Consider the following 20,555-nt stretch of genomic DNA (forward strand, 5'->3'; position numbering starts at 1 on the left):
TATGGCATTAACAAAGAACCAAAGAAGAATAAGAATAAAAAACAGAATTCGTAAGGTAGTTTCTGGTACAGAAGCTAGACCGAGATTAACTGTTTTTAGAAGTAATAAAGAAATTTATGCTCAAATAGTTGATGATGTTAATGGTAAAACCATTAGCGCTGCATCTTCAAGAGATAAAGATATTAGTTCTGCAAAAGGAAATAAATCAGAAGTAGCTACCTTAGTTGGTAAAGCTGTTGCTGAAAAGGCTTTAAAGGCAGGCGTTGAAACTATTGCTTTCGATAGAGGTGGTTATTTATACCATGGTAGAGTAAAATCATTAGCCGAAGGTGCTAGAGAAGCAGGACTTAAATTCTAAGAAATTATGTTTAAAAAATATAAAAGTGCAGAATTAGTAAAACCAGGTGGATTAGATCTTAAAGATCGTTTGGTTGGTGTACAAAGAGTTACAAAAGTAACTAAAGGTGGTAGAGCATTTGGCTTTTCAGCAATTGTTGTAGTTGGTGATGAGGCAGGTGTTGTAGGACAAGGTTTAGGAAAATCTAAAGACGTTGCTAGTGCAATTGCAAAAGCTGTTGAAGATGCTAAGAAAAACCTAGTTCGTATTCCTATTATTAAAGGAACATTGCCACATGAACAAAAAGGTAAATACGGTGGGGCAAGAGTAAACATTATTCCTGCTGCTCCTGGTACAGGAGTTATTGCTGGTGGTGCAGTTAGAACGGTTTTAGAGGCAGTTGGAGTACATGATGTATTATCAAAATCTCAAGGATCTTCAAACCCTCATAATGTAGTAAAAGCAACTTTTGATGCTTTATTACAATTAAGAGACGCTAACGCTATAGCGAAAGACAGAGGTATTTCACTTGAACAGGTTTTTAACGCTTAATAAAAGACAGAAATGGCAAAGATTAAAGTAACAAAAGTTAAAAGCGCAATCAATCGTACGCAAAGACAAAAAAGAACTTTAGAAGCTCTAGGTCTTAAAAAGATTGGTCAAGTAAAAGAGCATGAAGCTACACCAAATATACTTGGTATGGTTGCTAAAGTTTCACATTTAGTTTCTGTAGAAGAAGCTTAAAAATATAAACTGAAAATGGATTTAAGTAATTTAAAACCTGCAGAAGGTTCAGTAAAAAACCAAGGTAAAAGAATAGGTAGAGGACAAGGTTCTGGAAAAGGAGGTACGGCAACTCGTGGTCACAAAGGGGCTAAATCTCGTTCTGGTTATTCTAAGAAACTAGGATTTGAGGGTGGTCAAATGCCACTTCAAAGACGTGTGCCTAAGTTTGGTTTTACTAACATTAACCGTGTAGAGTATCAAGGTGTAAACTTAGATACATTACAACAATTGGTTGATGATAAGAAAATAAAAGAGACAGTAGATTTTGAAACATTATTTGCTAATAGATTAGTTGGGAAAAATGACCTAGTTAAAATTTTAGGAAGAGGTGAGTTAAAAGCAAAATTAAAAGTGTCTGCTCATAAGTTTACTGCTTCAGCAAAAGCTGCTATTGAAGCTGCTGGAGGAGAAGCAATAACATTATAATATTTTATTATAAGCATGAAATTTATAGAATCATTAAAAAATGTTTGGAAAATAGAAGAGCTGAGAAACAGAATCATTGTTACATTGGGTCTGTTATTAGTTTATCGTTTTGGTGCACAAGTTACATTACCTGGTATTGACGCAGGTCAACTTGCTGAATACGAAGGTAATTTTGGCGGCGGCGGTTTAGGAGCTATTCTTAATATGTTTACTGGAGGAGCCTTAGCAAGAGCATCTGTATTTGCACTAGGTATTATGCCATACATTTCTGCTTCTATTGTTGTGCAATTAATGGGTATAGCTATACCTTACCTTCAAAAATTACAAAAAGAAGGGGCTAGCGGACAAAAGAAAATAACTCAGATTACACGATGGTTAACCATAGCAATCTGTTTATTACAAGCGCCAGGGTACTTAGCAAGCTTACCAAGTTTAGGTGTTCCACAAAGTGCATTTTTGTTAGGAACAGGTCCATTGTTTTATTTCTCATCAGTTACTATATTAGTTACAGGGTGTATTTTTGCAATGTGGTTAGGTGAAAAAATTACTGATAAAGGTATTGGTAACGGTATTTCATTATTAATTATGGTAGGTATTATAGCTACTTTACCACAGTCATTTATTCAAAATGCGGCAACTAGATTAGAAGGTAATAATGTAATGTTAATTCTTTTTGAACTAGTGGTTTGGTTTGTAATTATACTAGCTTCAATAATGTTAGTAATGGGTGTCAGAAAAATAGCTGTCCAATATGCTAGAAGAACTGCTTCTGGTGGTTATGAGAAAAGTGCTATGGCTGGGTCAAGACAATACATTCCTTTAAAGCTTAATGCTTCAGGAGTAATGCCAATTATATTTGCGCAAGCTATAATGTTTGTGCCTAGTTTAATAGGAGGGTCATCTTTTTTGAAAGACACTACTGTTGGAGCATGGATGCAGACTAACTATTCTGATGTTTTTGGATTTTGGTATAATGTAACTTTTGCTTTATTAATTATAGTTTTTACATACTTTTATACAGCTATCACTGTACCTACCAATAAAATGGCAGACGACTTAAAGCGTAGTGGCGGTTTTATTCCTGGTATTCGTCCAGGTTCTGAAACCTCTGAGTATCTTGATAAAATAATGTCTCAAATAACCTTACCAGGTTCTATATTTTTAGCACTTATTGCTGTGTTCCCAGCATTTATTGTTAAGCTTATGGGAGTAGGTCAAGGATGGGCTTTGTTTTTCGGAGGGACATCACTATTAATTATGGTTGGAGTTGCAATCGATACTATGCAACAGATAAATTCTTATCTGTTAAATAGACATTATGATGGCTTGATGAAAACGGGTAAAAATAGAAAGGCAGTAGCTTAATATTATAAACTATGGCAAAACAAGCAGCAATAGAACAAGACGGAACCATCATAGAAGCATTATCAAATGCTATGTTTCGTGTTGAATTAGAAAATGGTCATATTGTGACTGCACACATCTCAGGTAAAATGCGTATGCATTATATTAAACTATTACCAGGAGATAAAGTTAAATTAGAAATGAGTCCTTATGATTTATCAAAGGCTCGAATAACTTATAGATATTAAATTAATTTGCTGGTGGCGCTTAGTCGACACTAATAAATTGATAAAACTTAATTAAGATGAAAGTAAGAGCATCAGTTAAAAAAAGAAGTGCAGATTGTAAAATCGTGCGCAGAAAAGGTAGACTTTACGTAATAAACAAAAAGAATCCTAGATTCAAACAAAGACAAGGATAAGCTATGGCAAGAATTGCAGGTGTAGACATACCAAAACAAAAAAGAGGAGTTATCTCTTTAACTTATATCTACGGAGTAGGTAGAAGTAGAGCAAAAGAAATTTTAGCTTCAGCTAAAGTTGATGAAAGTATTAAAGTTCAAGATTGGACAGATGATCAAATAGCTGGTATTCGTGAAGCTGTTGGTACATTTACAATTGAAGGTGAATTACGTTCTGAAACACAATTAAACATTAAGAGATTAATGGATATTGGATGTTACAGAGGTATTCGTCATAGAGCGAGTCTTCCATTAAGAGGGCAACGTACTAAAAACAACTCTAGAACAAGAAAAGGTAGAAGAAAAACAGTTGCTAACAAGAAAAAAGCAACTAAATAATTAATTAGTCTTTAGTATTTAGACGTTGGAAGGAATCTGTTTGAAATTATTAAGGTTTAGGATTCTAGCGACTATCAACTAAAACTAAGAACTAAAAGAATATGGCAAAAACAAGCACAAAAAAACGCAAAGTTATTGTAGACGCTGTTGGAGAAGCTCATGTTACAGCATCTTTTAACAACATTATTATTTCATTAACCAATAAAAAAGGCGATGTAATTTCATGGTCTTCAGCTGGTAAAATGGGATTTAGAGGTTCAAAGAAAAACACACCTTATGCTGCTCAATTAGCTGCTGAAGATGCAGCAGGAGTAGCTCAAGAAGCTGGGTTAAAGAAAGTAAAGGTTTATGTTAAAGGACCAGGAAATGGTAGAGAGTCTGCTATTCGTTCAATTCATAATGCAGGTATTGAAGTAACAGAAATTATCGATGTTACTCCATTACCACACAATGGTTGTCGCCCTCCAAAACGTAGAAGAGTTTAATAAAATGCGATGATAGATTTATGTTTTTTTTAGATTGTTTTAAATCATAAACCATAAATCAAAATCGTCAATAAAATTAATATCATCTGTTTGTCAGATGGTATTAATTTTTTGCATAAATTTGCAAACTGAAAAATAATAAATTAACAAGTATCAACAAGAGATAAAATGGTTATCGAAGGATAAGATTAAGACCTTAATTCATAATCACTCTTAAAAACAATTTAAAATGGCAAGATATACTGGTCCTAAAACTAAAATAGCTCGAAAATTTGGTGAAGCTATTTTTGGAGATGATAAATCTTTTGAAAAAAGAAATTACCCTCCAGGTCAACACGGAAATGCAAGAAGGCGTGGAAAAAAATCTGAATACGCAATCCAGTTAATGGAGAAACAAAAAGCTAAATATACATATGGTATTTTAGAGCGTCAATTTAGAGGTTTGTTTAAAAAAGCAAGAGCAGCACAAGGTATTACAGGTGAAGTTTTATTACAACTTTGCGAGTCTAGATTAGACAACGTAGTTTTCAGAATGGGAATTTCTCCTTCTAGAAGTGGTGCTAGACAATTAGTATCTCACAGACACATTACAGTAAATGGAGAGTTGGTAAACATACCATCTTACCAATTAAAAGCTGGAGATGTAGTTGCAGTAAGAGAAAAATCAAAATCACTTGAAGCAATTGAAAGATCGCTTTCAAATTCAAGTCACGTTTACGAATGGATTACTTGGAATAACGATACTAAATCTGGAACATACGTTTCTGTTCCTGCTAGAATTCAAATCCCAGAAAACATAAACGAACAATTCATAGTAGAATTATATTCTAAATAATATATTAATCATATTGGTATTTAGCCAAAGGGTTTGTTGGTCTTCTTCAAACTTATAAACCGCGCAACTAAATAACAATTAAAACGAAGAAAATATGGCAGTATTTAATTTTCAAAAGCCCGACAAAGTAATCATGATTGATTCTACTGATTTCGAAGGAAAGTTCGAATTCAGACCGTTAGAACCTGGTTACGGATTAACTGTAGGTAACGCATTAAGAAGAGTTTTACTTTCTTCTTTAGAAGGATTCGCAATCACTTCTGTTAGAATAGAAGGTGTAGATCACGAGTTTTCTGCAATTGCTGGTGTAGTTGAAGATGTTACAGAAATCATTTTAAATTTAAAACAAATACGTTTTAAAAGACAAATTGAAGATATCGATAACGAATCAATTTCAATTTCAATTTCTGGACAAGAACAAATTACAGCGGGAGATTTTCAAAAATTCATCTCAGGATTTCAAGTATTAAATACAGAATTAGTAATCTGTAACTTAGATCCTAAGGTTAATTTTAACATGGAAATTACAATTGAAAAGGGTAGAGGTTATGTACCAGCAGAGGAAAATAAAAAGACAGCTGCACCAATAGGTACAATTTTTACAGATTCAATTTACACACCAATAAAAAATGTAAAATATAGCATTGAGAATTATCGTGTTGAGCAAAAAACTGATTACGAAAAATTAGTTTTCGAAATCATTACAGATGGTTCAATTACACCTCAAGATGCTTTAACAGAAGCTGCTAAAACGTTAATTCACCACTTCATGTTATTCTCAGATGAGCGTATTACATTAGAAGCTGATGAAATTGCTCAAACTGAAACTTATGATGAAGAATCGCTTCATATGCGTCAGTTACTTAAAACGAAATTAATTGACATGGACTTATCTGTACGTGCATTAAATTGTTTAAAAGCAGCAGAAGTTGATACTTTAGGAGACTTAGTATCATTCAATAAAAATGATTTAATGAAATTCAGAAACTTTGGTAAGAAATCTTTAACAGAGCTTGAAGAGCTTGTTAACGTTAAGGGATTAAATTTCGGAATGGATTTAAGTAAATATAAATTAGATAAAGATTAATTAATCATATTTTGCTCCTCGCAGGTCGAGTTTGGTAGCAAGATGATAAAACAAATGTCATGAGACACGGAAAAAAATTCAATCACTTAGGCAGAAAAACTGCTCACAGAAAATCAATGTTGGCAAATATGGCTTGTTCGTTAATAGAACACAAGCGTATTAATACAACTGTTGCTAAAGCAAAAGCATTAAAGCAATTTGTTGAACCAATGATTACAAAGTCTAAAACTGATACAACTCATAACAGACGTATTGTTATGGCTAAGTTAAGGCAAAAAGATGCTGTAACAGAATTATTTAGAGATGTAGCAACTAAGATTGGAGATAGACCAGGAGGTTATACAAGAATTATTAAGCTTGGTAACCGTTTAGGTGATAATGCAGATATGGCAATGATAGAGCTTGTTGATTACAACGAGATTTATAATGCTGGCAAGAAAGAGAAGAAAACAACAAGAAGAAGTAGAAGAGGTGGAAGTAAACCTGCTGCTGCTCCAGTTGAAACTCAAGCATCAAACGAAGAAGAATAAATGTTAATAAGCATTTAAATATAAAGGATAAACTATTTTAGTTTATCCTTTTTTTTATGCAATTTTGTAAAACTTTTTTAGGAAAAATATGAAATATCAAAAACGACAAAAAGCCATTGTACTTTTAGCAGATGGTACTATTTTTTACGGAAAAGCAGTTGGTAATAAACAAGGAACTGCATTTGGCGAAGTATGTTTTAATACGGGAATGACTGGTTACCAAGAAATTTTTACTGACCCTTCGTACTATGGACAACTTATGGTTGCCACCAATGCACATATTGGTAATTATGGAACTAATAAAGATGAAGTAGAGTCGGATTCAATTAAAATTTCAGGCCTTATAGTAAAAAACTTTAGCTATGAGTATTCTAGAGAAATTGCAGATAAATCATTAGAAGAATTTTTAGAAGACAATAACCTACTAGCAATTTCAGATGTTGATACTCGAGCTCTAGTTAGTTATATAAGAGATCATGGTGCTATGAATGCTGTTATTTCTACTGATGTTGATAATATTGAAGCTTTAAAAAAACAATTGAGTGAGGTGCCAGAAATGAATGGATTAGAATTGGCATCAAAAGTATCAACTAAAGAGCCATATTATTTTGGTAATGAAAATGCTACTTATAAAGTAGCTGCTTTAGATATAGGAATTAAAAAGAACATCCTTAGAAATATTGCTCAAAGAGATGCTTATATAAAAGTATTTCCATATAATTCAAAGTTCGAAGATTTAGAAGCTTTTAACCCAGACGGGTATTTCTTATCCAATGGACCTGGAGATCCAGAACCTCTTATAGAAGCTCAAGAAGTTGCAAAAGAAATTATTAAAAGAGACTTGCCATTATTTGGGATTTGTTTAGGGCACCAAGTTATTGCATTAGCTAATGGGGTGTCAACTTATAAAATGCATAATGGGCATAGAGGTATTAATCATCCTGTTAAAAATCTAAAAACAGGAAAGGGAGAAATTACTTCACAAAACCATGGTTTTGCTGTTAACAGAGAAGAGTCAGAATCTCATCCTGATTTAGAGATTACGCACGTGCATTTAAATGATCATACCGTAGCTGGTTTAGCCATGAAGAATAAGAATTGCTTTTCGGTACAATACCATCCAGAAGCAAGTCCTGGTCCACACGATTCATCGTATCTTTTCGATCAGTTTATAGAAAATATAAAAAAATAAAACTAAAATAAACCCAAAAATAAATTTCTGTTTTTGGGTTTATTTTTACTAAAACGTTGTAGGTGTCATTTAATAAAATTCTACAATAACATTTAACATAAAACGATATTTAGCCGTAAATTTGAAATAATTAAAAAGATTAAAAACAAACCAATTATGAGTATTATAATTAATATCCACGCAAGACAAATTCTAGATTCTAGAGGGAACCCAACAGTAGAAGTTGATGTAATTACCGAAAACAATGTTTTAGGAAGAGCCGCAGTCCCTTCTGGAGCTTCAACAGGAGAACATGAAGCAGTAGAATTACGAGATGGAGGTAACACATATATGGGAAAAGGAGTTTTAAAAGCGGTAGAAAATGTTAATACTCTTATTGCTGAAGATTTATTGGGTGTTTCAGTTTTTGAGCAAAATTTAATTGATCAAATGATGATTGATTTAGATGGAACACCAAACAAATCAAAATTAGGAGCTAATGCCATTTTAGGTGTTTCTTTGGCTGTTGCTAAAGCCGCTGCAAACGAACTTGGATTGCCATTATATCGTTATGTTGGTGGTGTGTCTGGAAACACGTTGCCATTACCAATGATGAACATAATTAATGGGGGCTCTCATAGTGATGCTCCAATTGCATTTCAAGAGTTTATGATTATGCCAGTGAAGGCCAAAAACTTTACACACGCAATGCAAATGGGAACTGAGATTTTTCACAACCTTAAAAAGGTTTTGCACGATAGAAATTTAAGTACTGCTGTAGGTGATGAAGGTGGATTTGCTCCAAACTTAGCTGGAGGAACAGAAGATGCTTTAGAAACGATTGCTCAGGCAGTTGAAAATGCAGGTTATAAATTTGGTGATGAAGTGAAGATTGCGTTAGATTGTGCATCTGCTGAATTTTATGAAAATGGACAATACGATTATAAAAAGTTTGAAGGCGATACAGGAAAAGTAAGAACAAGTAAAGAGCAAGCTGATTATTTAGCAGAACTTGTTGCAAAATATCCAATTATTTCAATTGAAGACGGAATGGATGAAAACGATTGGGATGGCTGGAAATATTTAACTGAATTGGTTGGAGATAAAGTACAATTAGTAGGAGATGACTTATTTGTAACCAATGTAGAGCGTTTGTCTCGTGGGATTGAAAACGGGATTGCTAATTCTATTTTAATCAAGGTAAACCAAATAGGGACATTAACTGAAACTATAGCTGCAGTTAATATGGCTCACAATGCGGGATATACATCTGTAATGTCTCATCGTTCTGGAGAAACTGAAGATAATACTATTGCTGATCTAGCTGTAGCTTTAAATACTGGCCAAATTAAAACTGGGTCAGCATCTCGAAGTGATCGTATGGCAAAATACAATCAATTACTTCGTATAGAAGAAGAGCTAGGAGAAGTGGCATATTTTCCCCAAGAAAAAGCTTTTAAAATAAAATAAGTAGTTTTTAAAAAATTTATAAAAAGAGCGGTTATTATTTTAATAATCGCTCTTTTTTGTACTATCAATTTTTTTAATATTTAAATTAGCTAAATCATTAGCTATAAGCTTTAGAAATAGTAAGATATTTTGTAAATTCGTAAGGTCAATTTCGACAAAAAATCAAACATGAAAATTTTACTATATGTCAGATAAAGCTACGTTAGAAATTAACGGTAACAAGCATGAGTTTCCATTAATTGTTGGAACAGAAAATGAAGTTGCAATAGATATTAAAACATTAAGAGGTGTTACTGGAGGTGTTACAACTATTGATGCTGGTTATAAAAACACAGGTTCTTGTGAAAGCGAAATTACATTTTTAGATGGTGAAAAAGGAATTTTAAGATATAGAGGGTATAGCATTGAAGAATTAGCAGAAGAAGCAGATTTTTTAGAAGTTGCTTATTTATTAATATTTGGAGAATTACCTACAAAAGAACAACACGATAAATTTCATGCAGACATTAAATCAAAATCTATAGTAGATGATGATGTAAGAAAGATTATTGATGCATTTCCTAAGTCGGCTCACCCTATGGGAGTTTTGTCGTCACTTACAAGTGCCTTAACTGCTTTTAACCCTTCTTCAGTAAATGTTGACTCTGAAGAAGATATGTATAATTCTGTTGTAAAAATACTTGGAAAGTTTCCTGTGTTAGTTGCTTGGACTATGCGCAAAAAACAAGGACTCCCTCTAGATTATGGATCTAATACTCTAGGTTATGTTGAAAATGTCTTAAAAATGATGTTTAAACAACCTAATGAGAAGTATGTTCAAAATAAAATAATAGTAGATGCTTTAGATAAGTTATTGATTCTTCACGCAGACCATGAGCAAAACTGCTCTACTTCCACAGTTAGAATTGTAGGATCGTCTCATGCTGGATTATTTGCTTCGTTATCTGCTGGAATCTCAGCATTATGGGGGCCACTTCACGGTGGTGCAAATCAGGCTGTATTGGAAATGCTTGAGGCTATTAAAGAAGATGGAGGAGATACTAAAAAGTATATGGCAAAAGCTAAAGATAAAAACGACCCGTTTAGATTAATGGGCTTTGGTCATCGTGTATATAAAAACTTCGACCCTCGTGCAAGAATTATTAAAAAAGCTGCCGATGAAGTATTAGCCGATTTAGGAGTAGAAGACCCAATTTTAGAAATTGCTAAAGGACTTGAACAAGAAGCATTAAACGATGATTATTTTGTGAAACGTAAATTATACCCTAACGTAGATTTTTATTCAGGAATAATTTATAGAGCTATGGGTATTCCTACCGATATGTTTACTGTAATGTTTGCATTGGGACGATTACCAGGTTGGATAGCACAGTGGCGCGAAATGCGATTAAGAAAAGAGCCAATTGGAAGACCAAGGCAGTTATATGTTGGAGAAACGTTAAGACCTTTTAAAAAGTTAGAAAAAAGATAGTAAGTATTTAATTATCTAAGAAATCAAAGCTTCATATTTTATGAAGCTTTTTTATTTTATATTTGCTCGTTTTTAATGAATTAATGGAAATTGAATATTATTAATAATAATTTCTAAAAAAAAGAATATAATTTTTACGTTTGTCGCATGTTAGAGTTAAATATTAAAAATGAAACCTCTCGCTTAAGAGCGGTTGTTTTAGGCACAGCAGAAAGTAATGGTCCAACGCCTAAGGTAGAAGATTGTTACGATCCTAAAAGTATTGAACATGTTATAGCAGGGACATATCCTAAAGAAGAAGACATGATACAAGAAATGGAAGCTGTTGCAGCAGTTTTTAAAAAGTATGGTGTTAAGGTATATAGACCAGAAGTTATAAAAGATTGTAATCAGATATTTTCGCGCGATATAGCTTTTGTTATTGATAATAAAATGATTAGAGCCAACATTCTTCCCAACAGAGAAGAAGAAGTTGAGGCTATAGATTATATTTGGAACCAAGTAGAAACTAATAATAGAATCATTCTACCTGAAGAATGTCATGTTGAAGGAGGCGATGTTATGCCTTGGAACGATTATATTTTTATTGGGACTTATTCAGGAGATGATTATCCAGATTATATAACAGCTCGTACTAACACGGATGCGGTAATTGCTATACAAGAATTGTTTCCAGAAAAAACTGTTAAAGCATTCGAGTTAAGAAAATCTAATACAAATGCTAAAGATAATGCTCTACATTTAGACTGTTGTTTTCAGCCTATGGGTAAAGATAAAGCTATACTTCATAAAAACGGATTTTTAGTAGAAAGTGAATACGAATGGTTGCTTAATTTTTTTGGAAAAGATAATGTATTTGAAATCACAAAAGATGAAATGTATAATATGAATAGTAATGTATTTTCAATTTCCGAAGATGTTATTATTTCAGAACAAAATTTTACACGCTTAAATACGTGGTTGCGAGAACAAGGTTTTACGGTTGAAGAAGTGCCTTATGCAGAAATAGCAAAACAGGAAGGATTATTAAGATGCTCAACTATGCCTTTAATTAGAGATTAATTATAATCCGCTCCAGTATTACTATTTTCAACCGATTTTTGCCACATTTTTAAATCTGTTTTTAGTTTGTTTACTAGCTGAGGGTTATTTTTACTTATATCCTTTTTTTCTGATTTGTCATTTATTAAGTCATAAAGTTCAAAATTTCCATCTTTTTTATCGCCAATCAATTTGTATTGATTAGTTACCCAAGATATTTTTGGGTTACATATAAATCCAATAGGTTTTGTTCTTTCTTTATCAATTCCTTTAATAGCGTTAAATAAGCTAGTACCATCAATAGGTCTATTGTCAGAGTATTCAATATTTAAAATGTCTAGTATAGTGGGAAGGTAATCACTTGTAACAGCTGGAAAATCTATTCTTTTACCACCTATAAGATTGTTTTTCCATATTACAAATGCAGGTACTCTTACTCCACCTTCATAAAGGCTTCTTTTTCGATTTCTAAATATTCCAGCACTTCCAGGAGTTTTATTCTCGGGACCATTATCACTACAGAAAAATATGATAGTCTCATCATCGATACCAGAATTTTCTAGTGTTTTCCACAACCTTCCAATTTGCTCATCTAAAGCAGTAAGTGTTCCATAATAAATTTGTTTAGTTAAATCCATGCCATCGTAATAAGAACGATGAATGCTATCGCTAACTACAGGTAAGTGAGGCGTATGAAACCAAATTGTTGTAAAAAACGGTTGTTTTTTTTGATCAGCTTTTTCAATAAAAGGAATAACCCGGTCCATTATAATACGGGAATCATCACCTTTTAAATTGGCAGTTTCTTTTTGTCCAGAATTTTTCCAATATGAAGTACCATATACGCTTGCTGAATCAGTATTTTTTATAGCTCTCCATCCATAGTGTTTGCTTTCTCCATTTATAAATGAAGTTGGATAAAGCATAGGATCAAACGTAGGGACTTTAGATTCGGTACAAAAGAAATTATCATAACCGTGTTCAGATGGGAGGGTATAATCACTTAAGAATTTTTCTTTTCCTCCTCTGTTAGCATCTAGCTCATCTTTTGTTAATGTTCCTAGATGCCATTTGCCAAAATGACCTGTAGTATATCCTTGATCTTTTAAAATTTCTGGTATTGTAATTTCTTCACTTTTCATGTGACCAGAGTTAGCATATGGGATATTCATTCTTAAAGGGTTTCTTCCTGTAATTAAACTGGCCCTAGTTGGAGAACAGACTGCCGAAGCTGAATAAAACCTATCAAAAATAACTCCATTTGAGGCTAATGAATCTAACCAAGGTGTTTTAATTATGGTATTTCCATTAAACCCTACATCATACCAACCTTGATCATCCGTCATAATTAATATAATATTAGGCTTTTTAGAAGTCTTGTTGCAAGAAGTTAACACAGTAATTAGAAACAAAGTAAATGTGATTCTAATTAAATTGGTCATGGTGTTTGTTTTAAAATGAAATGAGAAGCCTTTTGACATAATGTGCTACGTATTAGTAATATTGATTCAGAAGCGAAGTTACTTTTTTTTAAAGAAAAGACTTTTGTAGTAATATGTTTAAAAGCCAAAAGGGAGCTTATGTATTTGTAGTAAAGTGCTTTGAATATTACATCTTTTTTGATTGTTGTACTTCAGTAGTTTCAAATTCCAGTAAGTCTATACTGTATGTTTGAGAAGATGGTGTTTTGGAATATTCATTTTCAATATACCCTCCTATTATATATAATTTGTTTTTATAATAATGAATTTTTGAAGCTTTTAAATTCAGGTGTATATTATATTCATTTAAAATTTTAGTGGAAATGTTATATGTTAAAATTTTTGAATCATTAAAAATATATATAGTATCATTAAAATAGGTTAGTGAAGGGTTTGCAATTCCGTTAAATAAATGCCCCTCATTTTTCCACTCCCCACTATTTATACTATAAGACTCTATTTCTGATAACGGTTTTCCATTAAAACCGCCAATTAAGTAAATGGTATTATTAATCAAAACACCTTTTACTTCTTTGGCTTTAGTCATTTTTTTTAATTCGTACCAATAGCCAGATTCTAAATTAAAAAGGTGAGATTTGTTTGTATAAGTTTTTTCCCCTTTTTTGTTTATTTTGGTAGAACCTCCCATAATAATTAGATTTTTATTGTAATTAAAAGAGGCAAAATTAACTGCTTGATGAGGGTTTGTTTTGTCTAAAATTATACTATCTTTTTTTAAGTTATAAACTTCAATAGTTTCATCTAAATACTCTTTTTTTTGGTTTACAGATATTCTTTTTCCTCCTAATACATATATATTGTCATCAACTAGATTTATATTATGATATGCTCGTTTTCTGAAACCTAAGTCAGATTTAGACCATTCGTTATTTTCAATATTATATACAAAAAGATTATCTCTATAATTGTTCCATGTAGGGTTTATAATTAATCTTTTTAGCAAATCACTTAATGTTGGGTTAGCAAAGCTTTGTACTTCAAGTAAGGCTTTTTTGCCTGTGTCTTCAATATAGGAACCATCACCACTAATTAGGTATATATAATCGCCAATTAAGACAGAACCAAAGGAATGAACTCCATTTTTAATGGGTTTTAATTTTCTAAAAGAGATTTCTTTTTTTAACCCTTGATTTGAATGAACAGTTATTTCCCTAAGCTGTTCAGTTTTTTTAGAAAGATTAACTATAAAATTTTGCTTTTTTAATTTTGATAAGGTTATTTTTTTTGAATAATAACCAATAATTGAAAAAGTAATACTGTCAGACACATTATGATTGAAATTACTTTTTAAATGAAACAACCCTTTTTTATTTGTCGTTGTTCCTTTTTTTAAGTTTTCGAGGTATACAGATACATTTTCTATAGGTACTTTAGTGTCTATATCAATAACTTTACCTTTTATGCTTTGGCCTAATAAAGAAAAAGTTGATAATAAAAAGAGTATAAAAAGTTTCATGGGTTGGTTTTTGATTACTTTTTTATTACCACAAAAAATACGCCAAGACTAATTTCTTTTAAAATATTTCTAATGAAAGTAAAGTTTAGTATATCATTATTGTTTAATAATTAATTATATTTTTGCGAAACAAATTTTCAATCATGCAACAAACAACCAATACTATATTAATGATTCGCCCTGTTAATTTTAGGATGAATGAGCAAACAGCTGTAAACAATTATTACCAAAAAGTAATTGATAATTTATTACCAGAAACGGTTAATACAAAAGCACAACAAGAGTTTGATGCGTATGTTGAAAAACTCAAAACAATTGGTGTAAATGTGGTTGTTGTAAATGACACTAAAGAGTTTGATACACCAGATTCAATTTTTCCTAATAACTGGGTATCGTTTCATGAAAACGGCAACGTAGGGTTATATCCTATGTTTGCTAAAAATAGGCGTTTAGAACGGAGAGAAGATGTTTTAATTCGGTTAGAAGAAGAAGGTTTTACAATTAACCAAATAGTAGATTATACGAGCGCAGAAGATGAAGAAGTGTTTCTAGAAGGTACCGGTAGCGTTATTTTAGATAGAGTAAATAGAAAAGCATATTGTGCCTTATCACCTCGAGCTGATGAAGATTTATTTATTGAGTTTTGTGAAGATTTTGAATATACTCCAGTAATTTTTACAGCGAATCAAACAGTAAATGCTGATCGTATGGCAATTTATCATACTAACGTTATGATGTGCTTAGGTGAAACCTTTGCAGTTATTTGTTTAGATAGCATTGATGATAAAAAAGAACGCAAAAACCTTATTAATCATTTAAAAGAAAACGATAAAGAAATTATAGACATTACCGAAGCACAGGTTAACAATTTTGCTGGTAATATGTTACAGGTAAAAGGGGTAAATGATGAATTATATTTAATAATGAGTCAGGCTGCTTACAATTCGTTGACTGCATCTCAAATTGAAAGATTAGAAAAGCATACTAAAATCATGTCTAGCTCTTTAGATACTATTGAAGCTTGTGGTGGTGGCAGTGCACGTTGCATGATGGCGGAAGTGTTTTTACCTAAAAATTAGTTTGAAAAAGGACTGCGTTAGGGATTGCAGCGGCATCCTTTTTTGAGGTACGAAAAAAAGATATAGCGTAAAGCCCGACCTTTAGGTAACGCCAAAATATATAAATTATTAGTTTGAAACTCTAAGCTGATGGTTTAGATTTTGGTAATTGTACATAAAACGTACTACCAACATTTTGAGTGCTTTCTACCCAAATTTTACCATTGTTAAGTTCAATTAACTCTTTACAAATAGAAAGACCCAAACCTGTTCCTTTCTCATTATTTGTGCCCATAGTAGTAAAAGTGTTGCTTTTAAATAGTTTTTCTATGTTCTGTCTAGAAATGCCTACTCCAGTATCAGCAATACTAATGATACAACTTCCATTGCTAATATGATTTGAAATGGTAATAGTATCACCACTATTACTAAATTTTAGAGCATTAGCAAGCAAATTTTGAATAACAATTTCAAACATACTTCTATCGGCATATGCAAAATCGCGTAACGAACGGTCTACGAGCGTGATGCCTTTGTTTTCCATGCGTTGTTCAATTAGCTTTACTTTATCTTCAAAAACTTCTTGAACATCAAATAAGCTTGGTTTAGGCTCAAGCGAATGCATTTGAGATTTAGACCAGTTTAGTAAATTAAATAAAAGTAGAGAGGCGCTATTAGCATTTTCACTTAATTCAGGAATTAAATTATCAAATTCCTCTCGAGAGAGAGAGCCATCTTTTAGTAAATCTATAAAACCATTAATTGATGATAACGAGTCTTTTAAATCATGAGATACAATTGAGAATAATTTGTCCTTGACATTATTAACGTTTTCAAGATGTTTTGTTTGTTCTTGAAATGCCTCATTTTGTAATTGAATTTTTATATTTTTCTCTTCAAGCTCTTGAGTGTATTTTATACTACTGTTGCGTTTTAAATAAATCATTATTAAAAAAGTAGATACTATAGCTAATGCAGCTAGCAATGCATAAAAAATCAGCTTAAGTCTATCAAACTTTTGCTGATTTTCAGTAACAGTTATACTATTTGTAGTATCCGTTTTAGTATCATTAGGTATTAGAACTTCTTTATCAAAATTTGGATCTAATTCAAGTTTAGTAGTTTCACTGGAGCTTAAGTCAACATTAATACTGTTTTTGCTTAGCTCATTTTTTAATTTAAAATATTCGCGTTGCCAAATAAATGCTCTATCAAACCTTCTTTTAGTTGAATCTAAAGCTTTCATTAATTTGTAATGCCTTAATAGTTCGTTTTTATTATTAAGGTCTTTGGCAATAGCTCCAGCTTCTAGTAGTTGTTTTTCTGCTAAAATTAATCTTCGTTGTTGTAAATTTAGATCTCCAAGGTTGTTTAAAACGGTCAATAAACTTGATTTATCCTTACTTCTTACATTTATGTTATAACCTTGTATTAAATATTTAGTGGCCTGTTCGTAATCATTAAACTTTAAATACTCTCCACCTAATTTAGGAAAAACACTTCCGCGAATGGAATCATTGTCGGTACCAACGCTAGTTAGTACTTTTTCATAATATTCGATAGCCTTTCTATGTTCTTTTTTTATAGAGTATAGTTCAGCCAAATAATTATTAGATTCATTTATACCAACGGTATCATTTAATTGTTCTTGTATTTCTAAGGCTTTTAGATAATACTCAATTGCTTTGTCAAAAGCATTGATGTTATAATAAGCTTTGGCTAAGTTGCTGTATGAAAGTTTAAGCTCGTATGTAAAGTTACGTTTTTCTAACTCCTCTATAGCAGATAAAGAGTATTGTAACCCTTTAGCATAATTACCACGTTTAATTTCTAATAAGCCAATACTATTGTTAACTTTTGCTACGCCTAGAGCATCGTTTAATTGACGAAATAAAGCTTTCGATTTTTCATACCCACTAACGGCATTTATATAATCATTTTTTTGAGCGTAAATTAAAGCTTTGTAATACGCAACTTCTGCAATACCTTTATGGTAATTGAGGTCAGTTGATAGTTTTTCACTTAATATGATATACTTTATAGCTTTATCGTAATCATTTAACTCATAAAGAGATTTTATAAGTTTGAGTGAAGTGTCTACTTTTAAGCTATCTTGATTCTCGTAAGCTAACTGTATGGAAAGACTGTCTATCTCTTCAGTTTGAGCAAACCCAGAGTACACAGATAAAAATATAATTAACGTAATTATTTTCCTCATACAATACCTAAATTACACCAATAACAAAGCAATGATATAAAGAAGCCTTATTTGAGGGAAATAAAGATTACTCTATTAAGCTGTAATATTTGTTAGTTTTTAATAGTCTTCAAATGTTGAATACTAATAGCTTTACCAAACAAAAGTTGTAAAAAGACAAGCATAAAGCTAATTTCTGCGTTTTAATGCCAAAAAATTAGATAAAAAGAACACTAAATATTTGTTAAAAAATCGACGAATAGATTAACGGCAAAAAACATAGAAAAACGACACTTTTATCGACGAAATGCACTTTTTGTTTTTTATTTTTTTTAGCTCAATTAAATAGGTGGTAAAAAGTTGAATTTACACTATAATAGAATATTTATTATCTTAATAAAAAATTAAACTATTCTATTATGAACAAAAATGTAAAAATAATTCTTTTAGTTGTAGGTGTTATACTGGTAGGTTACGGAATTTACACTTTGGTTGCTCCTGAAGCTGCTGTTAGTATTGGAGGTTTGAGTGTTGAGGCTCAAGATAACACTAACTCGTATATTACAATTGCTTTAGGTTTAGTAGCAATAGCTCTAAATTTTTTAGGAGGGAAAAAGTAAAAATTGTTGTAAATGATTAGATTTAAGTTTAGTTGCTTTATGAGTAGTTAGACTTTTTGAATATTGAAATTAATTAAACTTTAAAAATTAATAAATATCCTATCTTTGCTCACTTAAAATGTTAAAGTAAATGAGCCTTCAGGAGATATTATCTGTCCATGTAAAACAAGCTATACAAACTTCGTATAATTTAGAAATTGATACTGTAGAATTTCAGGCAACCAGAAAAGAGTTTGCAGGAGATATTACCGTAGTGATTTTTCCAATGCTGCGTTTTATTAAAGGGAATCCAGTTCAGATTGGAGAGAATATAGGAAATCATTTAGTTAAGCATGTAGAAAATGTTAAGGCATTTAATGTTGTAAAGGGCTTTTTAAATATCGAAATAAGCGATGTTTATTTTACACATTTTTTTAATGAAACTCTTGAAGATGATACCTACGGATTTTCAAATGTAAATAATGATGGTAAAGCTGTAATGGTAGAGTATTCTTCACCAAATACGAACAAACCATTGCATTTAGGCCATGTAAGAAACAATTTGTTAGGTTATAGTGTTGCCGAGATTTTAAAAGCTTCAGGAAAAAAAGTTTATAAAACTCAAATTATAAACGATAGAGGCATTCATATTTGCAAAAGTATGTTGGCATGGGAGCGTTTTGGTAATGGAGAAACTCCAGAAAGTACAGGTTTAAAAGGCGATAAACTGGTAGGGAATTATTATGTAAAGTTCGATCAAGAATATAAGAGAGAAGTAGCTGATTTAATTGCCGAAGGAAAAACTGAAGATGAAGCTAAAAAACAAGCTCCTATTTTGTTGGAAGCACAAAATATGCTTTTAAAATGGGAAGCTGGTGATGAAGAGACTGTAGCCCTTTGGGAAAAAATGAACAGCTGGGTTTACAAAGGGTTTGATATTACTTATAAAAACTTAGGAGTCGATTTTGATACCCTGTATTACGAAAGTAAAACCTATTTATTAGGGAAGGAATTTGTGGATCAAGGGTTGAAAACAGGCGTTTTTGTTAAAGAGAAAGATGGTTCAGTTTGGTGTGATTTAACAGATGAAGGATTAGATAAAAAAATAGTGCAACGTGCAGATGGTACTGCAGTTTACATGACCCAGGATATTGGTACAGCTATACAGCGTATTAAAGATTTTCCAGATGTTGGTGGTATGGTTTATACAGTTGGTAACGAGCAAGATTATCATTTTAAAGTACTATTCTTAATACTAAAAAAATTAGGATTCGATTGGGCTAAAAATTTGTATCATTTAAGTTATGGAATGGTTGATTTACCTAGTGGGAAAATGAAAAGTAGAGAAGGGACCGTTGTTGATGCTGATGATTTAATTGGCGAAATGGCTAAAACTGCTGGCGAGATTTCTGAGGAACTAGGAAAGCTTGATGGTTATTCTGAAACAGAAAAGCAAGAGTTATATAAAACTATTGGTTTAGGTGCTTTAAAATATTTTATCTTGAAAGTTGATCCTAAAAAGCGCATTTTATTTGATCCAAAAGAATCTATAGATTTTCAAGGTAATACGGGGCCTTTCATTCAATATACCTATGCAAGAATCCAATCCATAATAAGAAAAGCGAATTTTGATTATTCAAAACCAGTAAAAAACCTAGTAAGATCATTACATAGCAAAGAAAAAGAGTTAATAAAACAACTTCAATTATTTCCAGAAGTTATTCAAAATGCAGCGGTACAACATAGCCCAGCTTTAATTGCCAATTATACTTACGACTTGGTTAAAGAGTTTAATTCATTTTATCAAAACGTGTCAATTTTAGGAGCAGATAATGATTTGGATAAAGTATTTAGAGTTCAGCTTTCTAATAAAGTTGCTTTAACTATTAAAAATGCATTTCATGTTTTAGGAATTCAAGTTCCAGAGAGAATGTAAATTTGTTTTAAAGATTTACATTATT

22 protein-coding genes are annotated in these 20,555 nt (G+C 31.7%); 19 read left to right on the forward strand and 3 right to left on the reverse strand.

Annotation, left to right across the window (positions count from 1 at the left end; all coding sequences use genetic code 11):
• The first annotated feature begins 1 nt into the window (after window position 1).
• The 16 genes from rplR (at window position 2) to M3P09_RS11510 (ending at window position 11,803) form a co-directional block, all read left to right on the forward strand.
• Window positions 2–358: a 50S ribosomal protein L18 gene (gene rplR / locus M3P09_RS11435; RefSeq protein WP_099563534.1), complete on the forward strand. Its 357-nt coding sequence runs from the start codon at window positions 2–4 to the stop codon at window positions 356–358.
• Between the two features lie 6 nt (window positions 359–364).
• Window positions 365–889: a 30S ribosomal protein S5 gene (gene rpsE / locus M3P09_RS11440; protein ID WP_099563535.1), complete on the forward strand. Its 525-nt coding sequence runs from the start codon at window positions 365–367 to the stop codon at window positions 887–889.
• Window positions 890–901: 12 nt separating this feature from the next.
• Window positions 902–1,081: a 50S ribosomal protein L30 gene (gene rpmD, locus M3P09_RS11445; RefSeq protein WP_099563536.1), complete on the forward strand. Its 180-nt coding sequence runs from the start codon at window positions 902–904 to the stop codon at window positions 1,079–1,081.
• Window positions 1,082–1,096: 15 nt separating this feature from the next.
• Window positions 1,097–1,549, forward strand: coding sequence for a 50S ribosomal protein L15 (rplO, locus tag M3P09_RS11450; protein WP_099563537.1), 453 nt, complete (start codon window positions 1,097–1,099; stop codon window positions 1,547–1,549).
• A gap of 15 nt (window positions 1,550–1,564) precedes the next feature.
• Window positions 1,565–2,914 (forward strand): preprotein translocase subunit SecY, encoded by a 1,350-nt coding sequence (gene secY, locus M3P09_RS11455; protein ID WP_099563538.1) that lies wholly within the window; start codon window positions 1,565–1,567, stop codon window positions 2,912–2,914.
• A gap of 11 nt (window positions 2,915–2,925) precedes the next feature.
• The gene (gene infA / locus M3P09_RS11460) at window positions 2,926–3,141 is read left to right on the forward strand and encodes a translation initiation factor IF-1 (protein ID WP_028289261.1); all 216 of its coding nucleotides are present in this window, start codon (window positions 2,926–2,928) and stop codon (window positions 3,139–3,141) included.
• 56 nt (window positions 3,142–3,197) lie between these two features.
• The gene (ykgO, locus tag M3P09_RS11465; protein WP_013305171.1) at window positions 3,198–3,314 is read left to right on the forward strand and encodes a type B 50S ribosomal protein L36; all 117 of its coding nucleotides are present in this window, start codon (window positions 3,198–3,200) and stop codon (window positions 3,312–3,314) included.
• A 3-nt stretch (window positions 3,315–3,317) separates the two neighbouring features.
• Window positions 3,318–3,692 (forward strand): 30S ribosomal protein S13, encoded by a 375-nt coding sequence (gene rpsM / locus M3P09_RS11470; RefSeq protein ID WP_099563539.1) that lies wholly within the window; start codon window positions 3,318–3,320, stop codon window positions 3,690–3,692.
• 101 nt (window positions 3,693–3,793) lie between these two features.
• The gene (rpsK, locus tag M3P09_RS11475; protein ID WP_034043346.1) at window positions 3,794–4,177 is read left to right on the forward strand and encodes a 30S ribosomal protein S11; all 384 of its coding nucleotides are present in this window, start codon (window positions 3,794–3,796) and stop codon (window positions 4,175–4,177) included.
• Between the two features lie 229 nt (window positions 4,178–4,406).
• Window positions 4,407–5,012 carry a 30S ribosomal protein S4 gene (rpsD, locus tag M3P09_RS11480; protein WP_099563540.1) on the forward strand — a complete coding sequence of 202 codons (606 nt, stop codon included), beginning with the start codon at window positions 4,407–4,409 and terminating at the stop codon, window positions 5,010–5,012.
• A 94-nt stretch (window positions 5,013–5,106) separates the two neighbouring features.
• Window positions 5,107–6,099, forward strand: coding sequence for a DNA-directed RNA polymerase subunit alpha (locus tag M3P09_RS11485; RefSeq protein ID WP_099563541.1), 993 nt, complete (start codon window positions 5,107–5,109; stop codon window positions 6,097–6,099).
• Window positions 6,100–6,158: 59 nt separating this feature from the next.
• Window positions 6,159–6,629: a 50S ribosomal protein L17 gene (gene rplQ / locus M3P09_RS11490; protein ID WP_099563542.1), complete on the forward strand. Its 471-nt coding sequence runs from the start codon at window positions 6,159–6,161 to the stop codon at window positions 6,627–6,629.
• A gap of 88 nt (window positions 6,630–6,717) precedes the next feature.
• Window positions 6,718–7,821 carry a glutamine-hydrolyzing carbamoyl-phosphate synthase small subunit gene (carA, locus tag M3P09_RS11495; protein WP_099563543.1) on the forward strand — a complete coding sequence of 368 codons (1,104 nt, stop codon included), beginning with the start codon at window positions 6,718–6,720 and terminating at the stop codon, window positions 7,819–7,821.
• A 156-nt stretch (window positions 7,822–7,977) separates the two neighbouring features.
• A complete protein-coding gene (gene eno, locus M3P09_RS11500; RefSeq protein ID WP_099563544.1) occupies window positions 7,978–9,270 on the forward strand; it encodes a phosphopyruvate hydratase in 1,293 nt (430 codons plus the stop codon).
• 184 nt (window positions 9,271–9,454) lie between these two features.
• The gene (locus M3P09_RS11505) at window positions 9,455–10,741 is read left to right on the forward strand and encodes a citrate synthase (protein WP_099563545.1); all 1,287 of its coding nucleotides are present in this window, start codon (window positions 9,455–9,457) and stop codon (window positions 10,739–10,741) included.
• A gap of 147 nt (window positions 10,742–10,888) precedes the next feature.
• Window positions 10,889–11,803 carry a dimethylarginine dimethylaminohydrolase family protein gene (locus M3P09_RS11510; RefSeq protein WP_249973218.1) on the forward strand — a complete coding sequence of 305 codons (915 nt, stop codon included), beginning with the start codon at window positions 10,889–10,891 and terminating at the stop codon, window positions 11,801–11,803.
• Here the strand turns inward: M3P09_RS11510 and M3P09_RS11515 are convergent.
• Together M3P09_RS11515 and M3P09_RS11520 are read right to left on the reverse strand one after the other, a co-directional pair.
• Window positions 11,800–13,224, reverse strand: a complete 1,425-nt coding sequence (locus M3P09_RS11515) for a sulfatase-like hydrolase/transferase (protein WP_249973219.1) — start codon at window positions 13,222–13,224, stop codon at window positions 11,800–11,802. The genes M3P09_RS11510 and M3P09_RS11515 overlap by 4 nt on opposite strands.
• Window positions 13,225–13,390: 166 nt before the next feature.
• A complete protein-coding gene (locus M3P09_RS11520) occupies window positions 13,391–14,740 on the reverse strand; it encodes a Kelch repeat-containing protein (protein WP_249973220.1) in 1,350 nt (449 codons plus the stop codon).
• A 143-nt stretch (window positions 14,741–14,883) separates the two neighbouring features.
• Here M3P09_RS11520 and ctlX point away from each other — a divergent pair, with 143 nt between their 5' ends.
• Window positions 14,884–15,819, forward strand: coding sequence for a citrulline utilization hydrolase CtlX (gene ctlX / locus M3P09_RS11525; RefSeq protein ID WP_249973221.1), 936 nt, complete (start codon window positions 14,884–14,886; stop codon window positions 15,817–15,819).
• A gap of 121 nt (window positions 15,820–15,940) precedes the next feature.
• Here ctlX and M3P09_RS11530 read toward each other — a convergent pair whose 3' ends face one another.
• A complete protein-coding gene (locus tag M3P09_RS11530) occupies window positions 15,941–18,016 on the reverse strand; it encodes a tetratricopeptide repeat-containing sensor histidine kinase (protein WP_099563550.1) in 2,076 nt (691 codons plus the stop codon).
• A 398-nt stretch (window positions 18,017–18,414) separates the two neighbouring features.
• Here M3P09_RS11530 and M3P09_RS11535 point away from each other — a divergent pair, with 398 nt between their 5' ends.
• Window positions 18,415–18,615: a hypothetical protein gene (locus tag M3P09_RS11535; RefSeq protein WP_099563551.1), complete on the forward strand. Its 201-nt coding sequence runs from the start codon at window positions 18,415–18,417 to the stop codon at window positions 18,613–18,615.
• A 130-nt stretch (window positions 18,616–18,745) separates the two neighbouring features.
• The gene (gene argS, locus M3P09_RS11540) at window positions 18,746–20,530 is read left to right on the forward strand and encodes an arginine--tRNA ligase (protein ID WP_249973222.1); all 1,785 of its coding nucleotides are present in this window, start codon (window positions 18,746–18,748) and stop codon (window positions 20,528–20,530) included.
• The last annotated feature ends 25 nt before the right edge of the window (window positions 20,531–20,555 follow it).

Source organism: Jejuia spongiicola (assembly GCF_023502325.1).
GTDB lineage: Bacteria > Bacteroidota > Bacteroidia > Flavobacteriales > Flavobacteriaceae > Wocania_A > Wocania_A spongiicola.

Coding starts and splice junctions, on each gene's coding strand:
- rplR (WP_099563534.1), top strand. CDS start 2: ATGGCATTAACAAAGAACCAAAGAAGAATAAGAATAAAAAACAGAATT.
- rpsE (WP_099563535.1), top strand. CDS start 365: ATGTTTAAAAAATATAAAAGTGCAGAATTAGTAAAACCAGGTGGATTA.
- rpmD (WP_099563536.1), top strand. CDS start 902: ATGGCAAAGATTAAAGTAACAAAAGTTAAAAGCGCAATCAATCGTACG.
- rplO (WP_099563537.1), top strand. CDS start 1,097: ATGGATTTAAGTAATTTAAAACCTGCAGAAGGTTCAGTAAAAAACCAA.
- secY (WP_099563538.1), top strand. CDS start 1,565: ATGAAATTTATAGAATCATTAAAAAATGTTTGGAAAATAGAAGAGCTG.
- infA (WP_028289261.1), top strand. CDS start 2,926: ATGGCAAAACAAGCAGCAATAGAACAAGACGGAACCATCATAGAAGCA.
- ykgO (WP_013305171.1), top strand. CDS start 3,198: ATGAAAGTAAGAGCATCAGTTAAAAAAAGAAGTGCAGATTGTAAAATC.
- rpsM (WP_099563539.1), top strand. CDS start 3,318: ATGGCAAGAATTGCAGGTGTAGACATACCAAAACAAAAAAGAGGAGTT.
- rpsK (WP_034043346.1), top strand. CDS start 3,794: ATGGCAAAAACAAGCACAAAAAAACGCAAAGTTATTGTAGACGCTGTT.
- rpsD (WP_099563540.1), top strand. CDS start 4,407: ATGGCAAGATATACTGGTCCTAAAACTAAAATAGCTCGAAAATTTGGT.
- M3P09_RS11485 (WP_099563541.1), top strand. CDS start 5,107: ATGGCAGTATTTAATTTTCAAAAGCCCGACAAAGTAATCATGATTGAT.
- rplQ (WP_099563542.1), top strand. CDS start 6,159: ATGAGACACGGAAAAAAATTCAATCACTTAGGCAGAAAAACTGCTCAC.
- carA (WP_099563543.1), top strand. CDS start 6,718: ATGAAATATCAAAAACGACAAAAAGCCATTGTACTTTTAGCAGATGGT.
- eno (WP_099563544.1), top strand. CDS start 7,978: ATGAGTATTATAATTAATATCCACGCAAGACAAATTCTAGATTCTAGA.
- M3P09_RS11505 (WP_099563545.1), top strand. CDS start 9,455: ATGTCAGATAAAGCTACGTTAGAAATTAACGGTAACAAGCATGAGTTT.
- M3P09_RS11510 (WP_249973218.1), top strand. CDS start 10,889: ATGTTAGAGTTAAATATTAAAAATGAAACCTCTCGCTTAAGAGCGGTT.
- M3P09_RS11515 (WP_249973219.1), bottom strand. CDS start 13,224: ATGACCAATTTAATTAGAATCACATTTACTTTGTTTCTAATTACTGTG.
- M3P09_RS11520 (WP_249973220.1), bottom strand. CDS start 14,740: ATGAAACTTTTTATACTCTTTTTATTATCAACTTTTTCTTTATTAGGC.
- ctlX (WP_249973221.1), top strand. CDS start 14,884: ATGCAACAAACAACCAATACTATATTAATGATTCGCCCTGTTAATTTT.
- M3P09_RS11530 (WP_099563550.1), bottom strand. CDS start 18,016: ATGAGGAAAATAATTACGTTAATTATATTTTTATCTGTGTACTCTGGG.
- M3P09_RS11535 (WP_099563551.1), top strand. CDS start 18,415: ATGAACAAAAATGTAAAAATAATTCTTTTAGTTGTAGGTGTTATACTG.
- argS (WP_249973222.1), top strand. CDS start 18,746: ATGAGCCTTCAGGAGATATTATCTGTCCATGTAAAACAAGCTATACAA.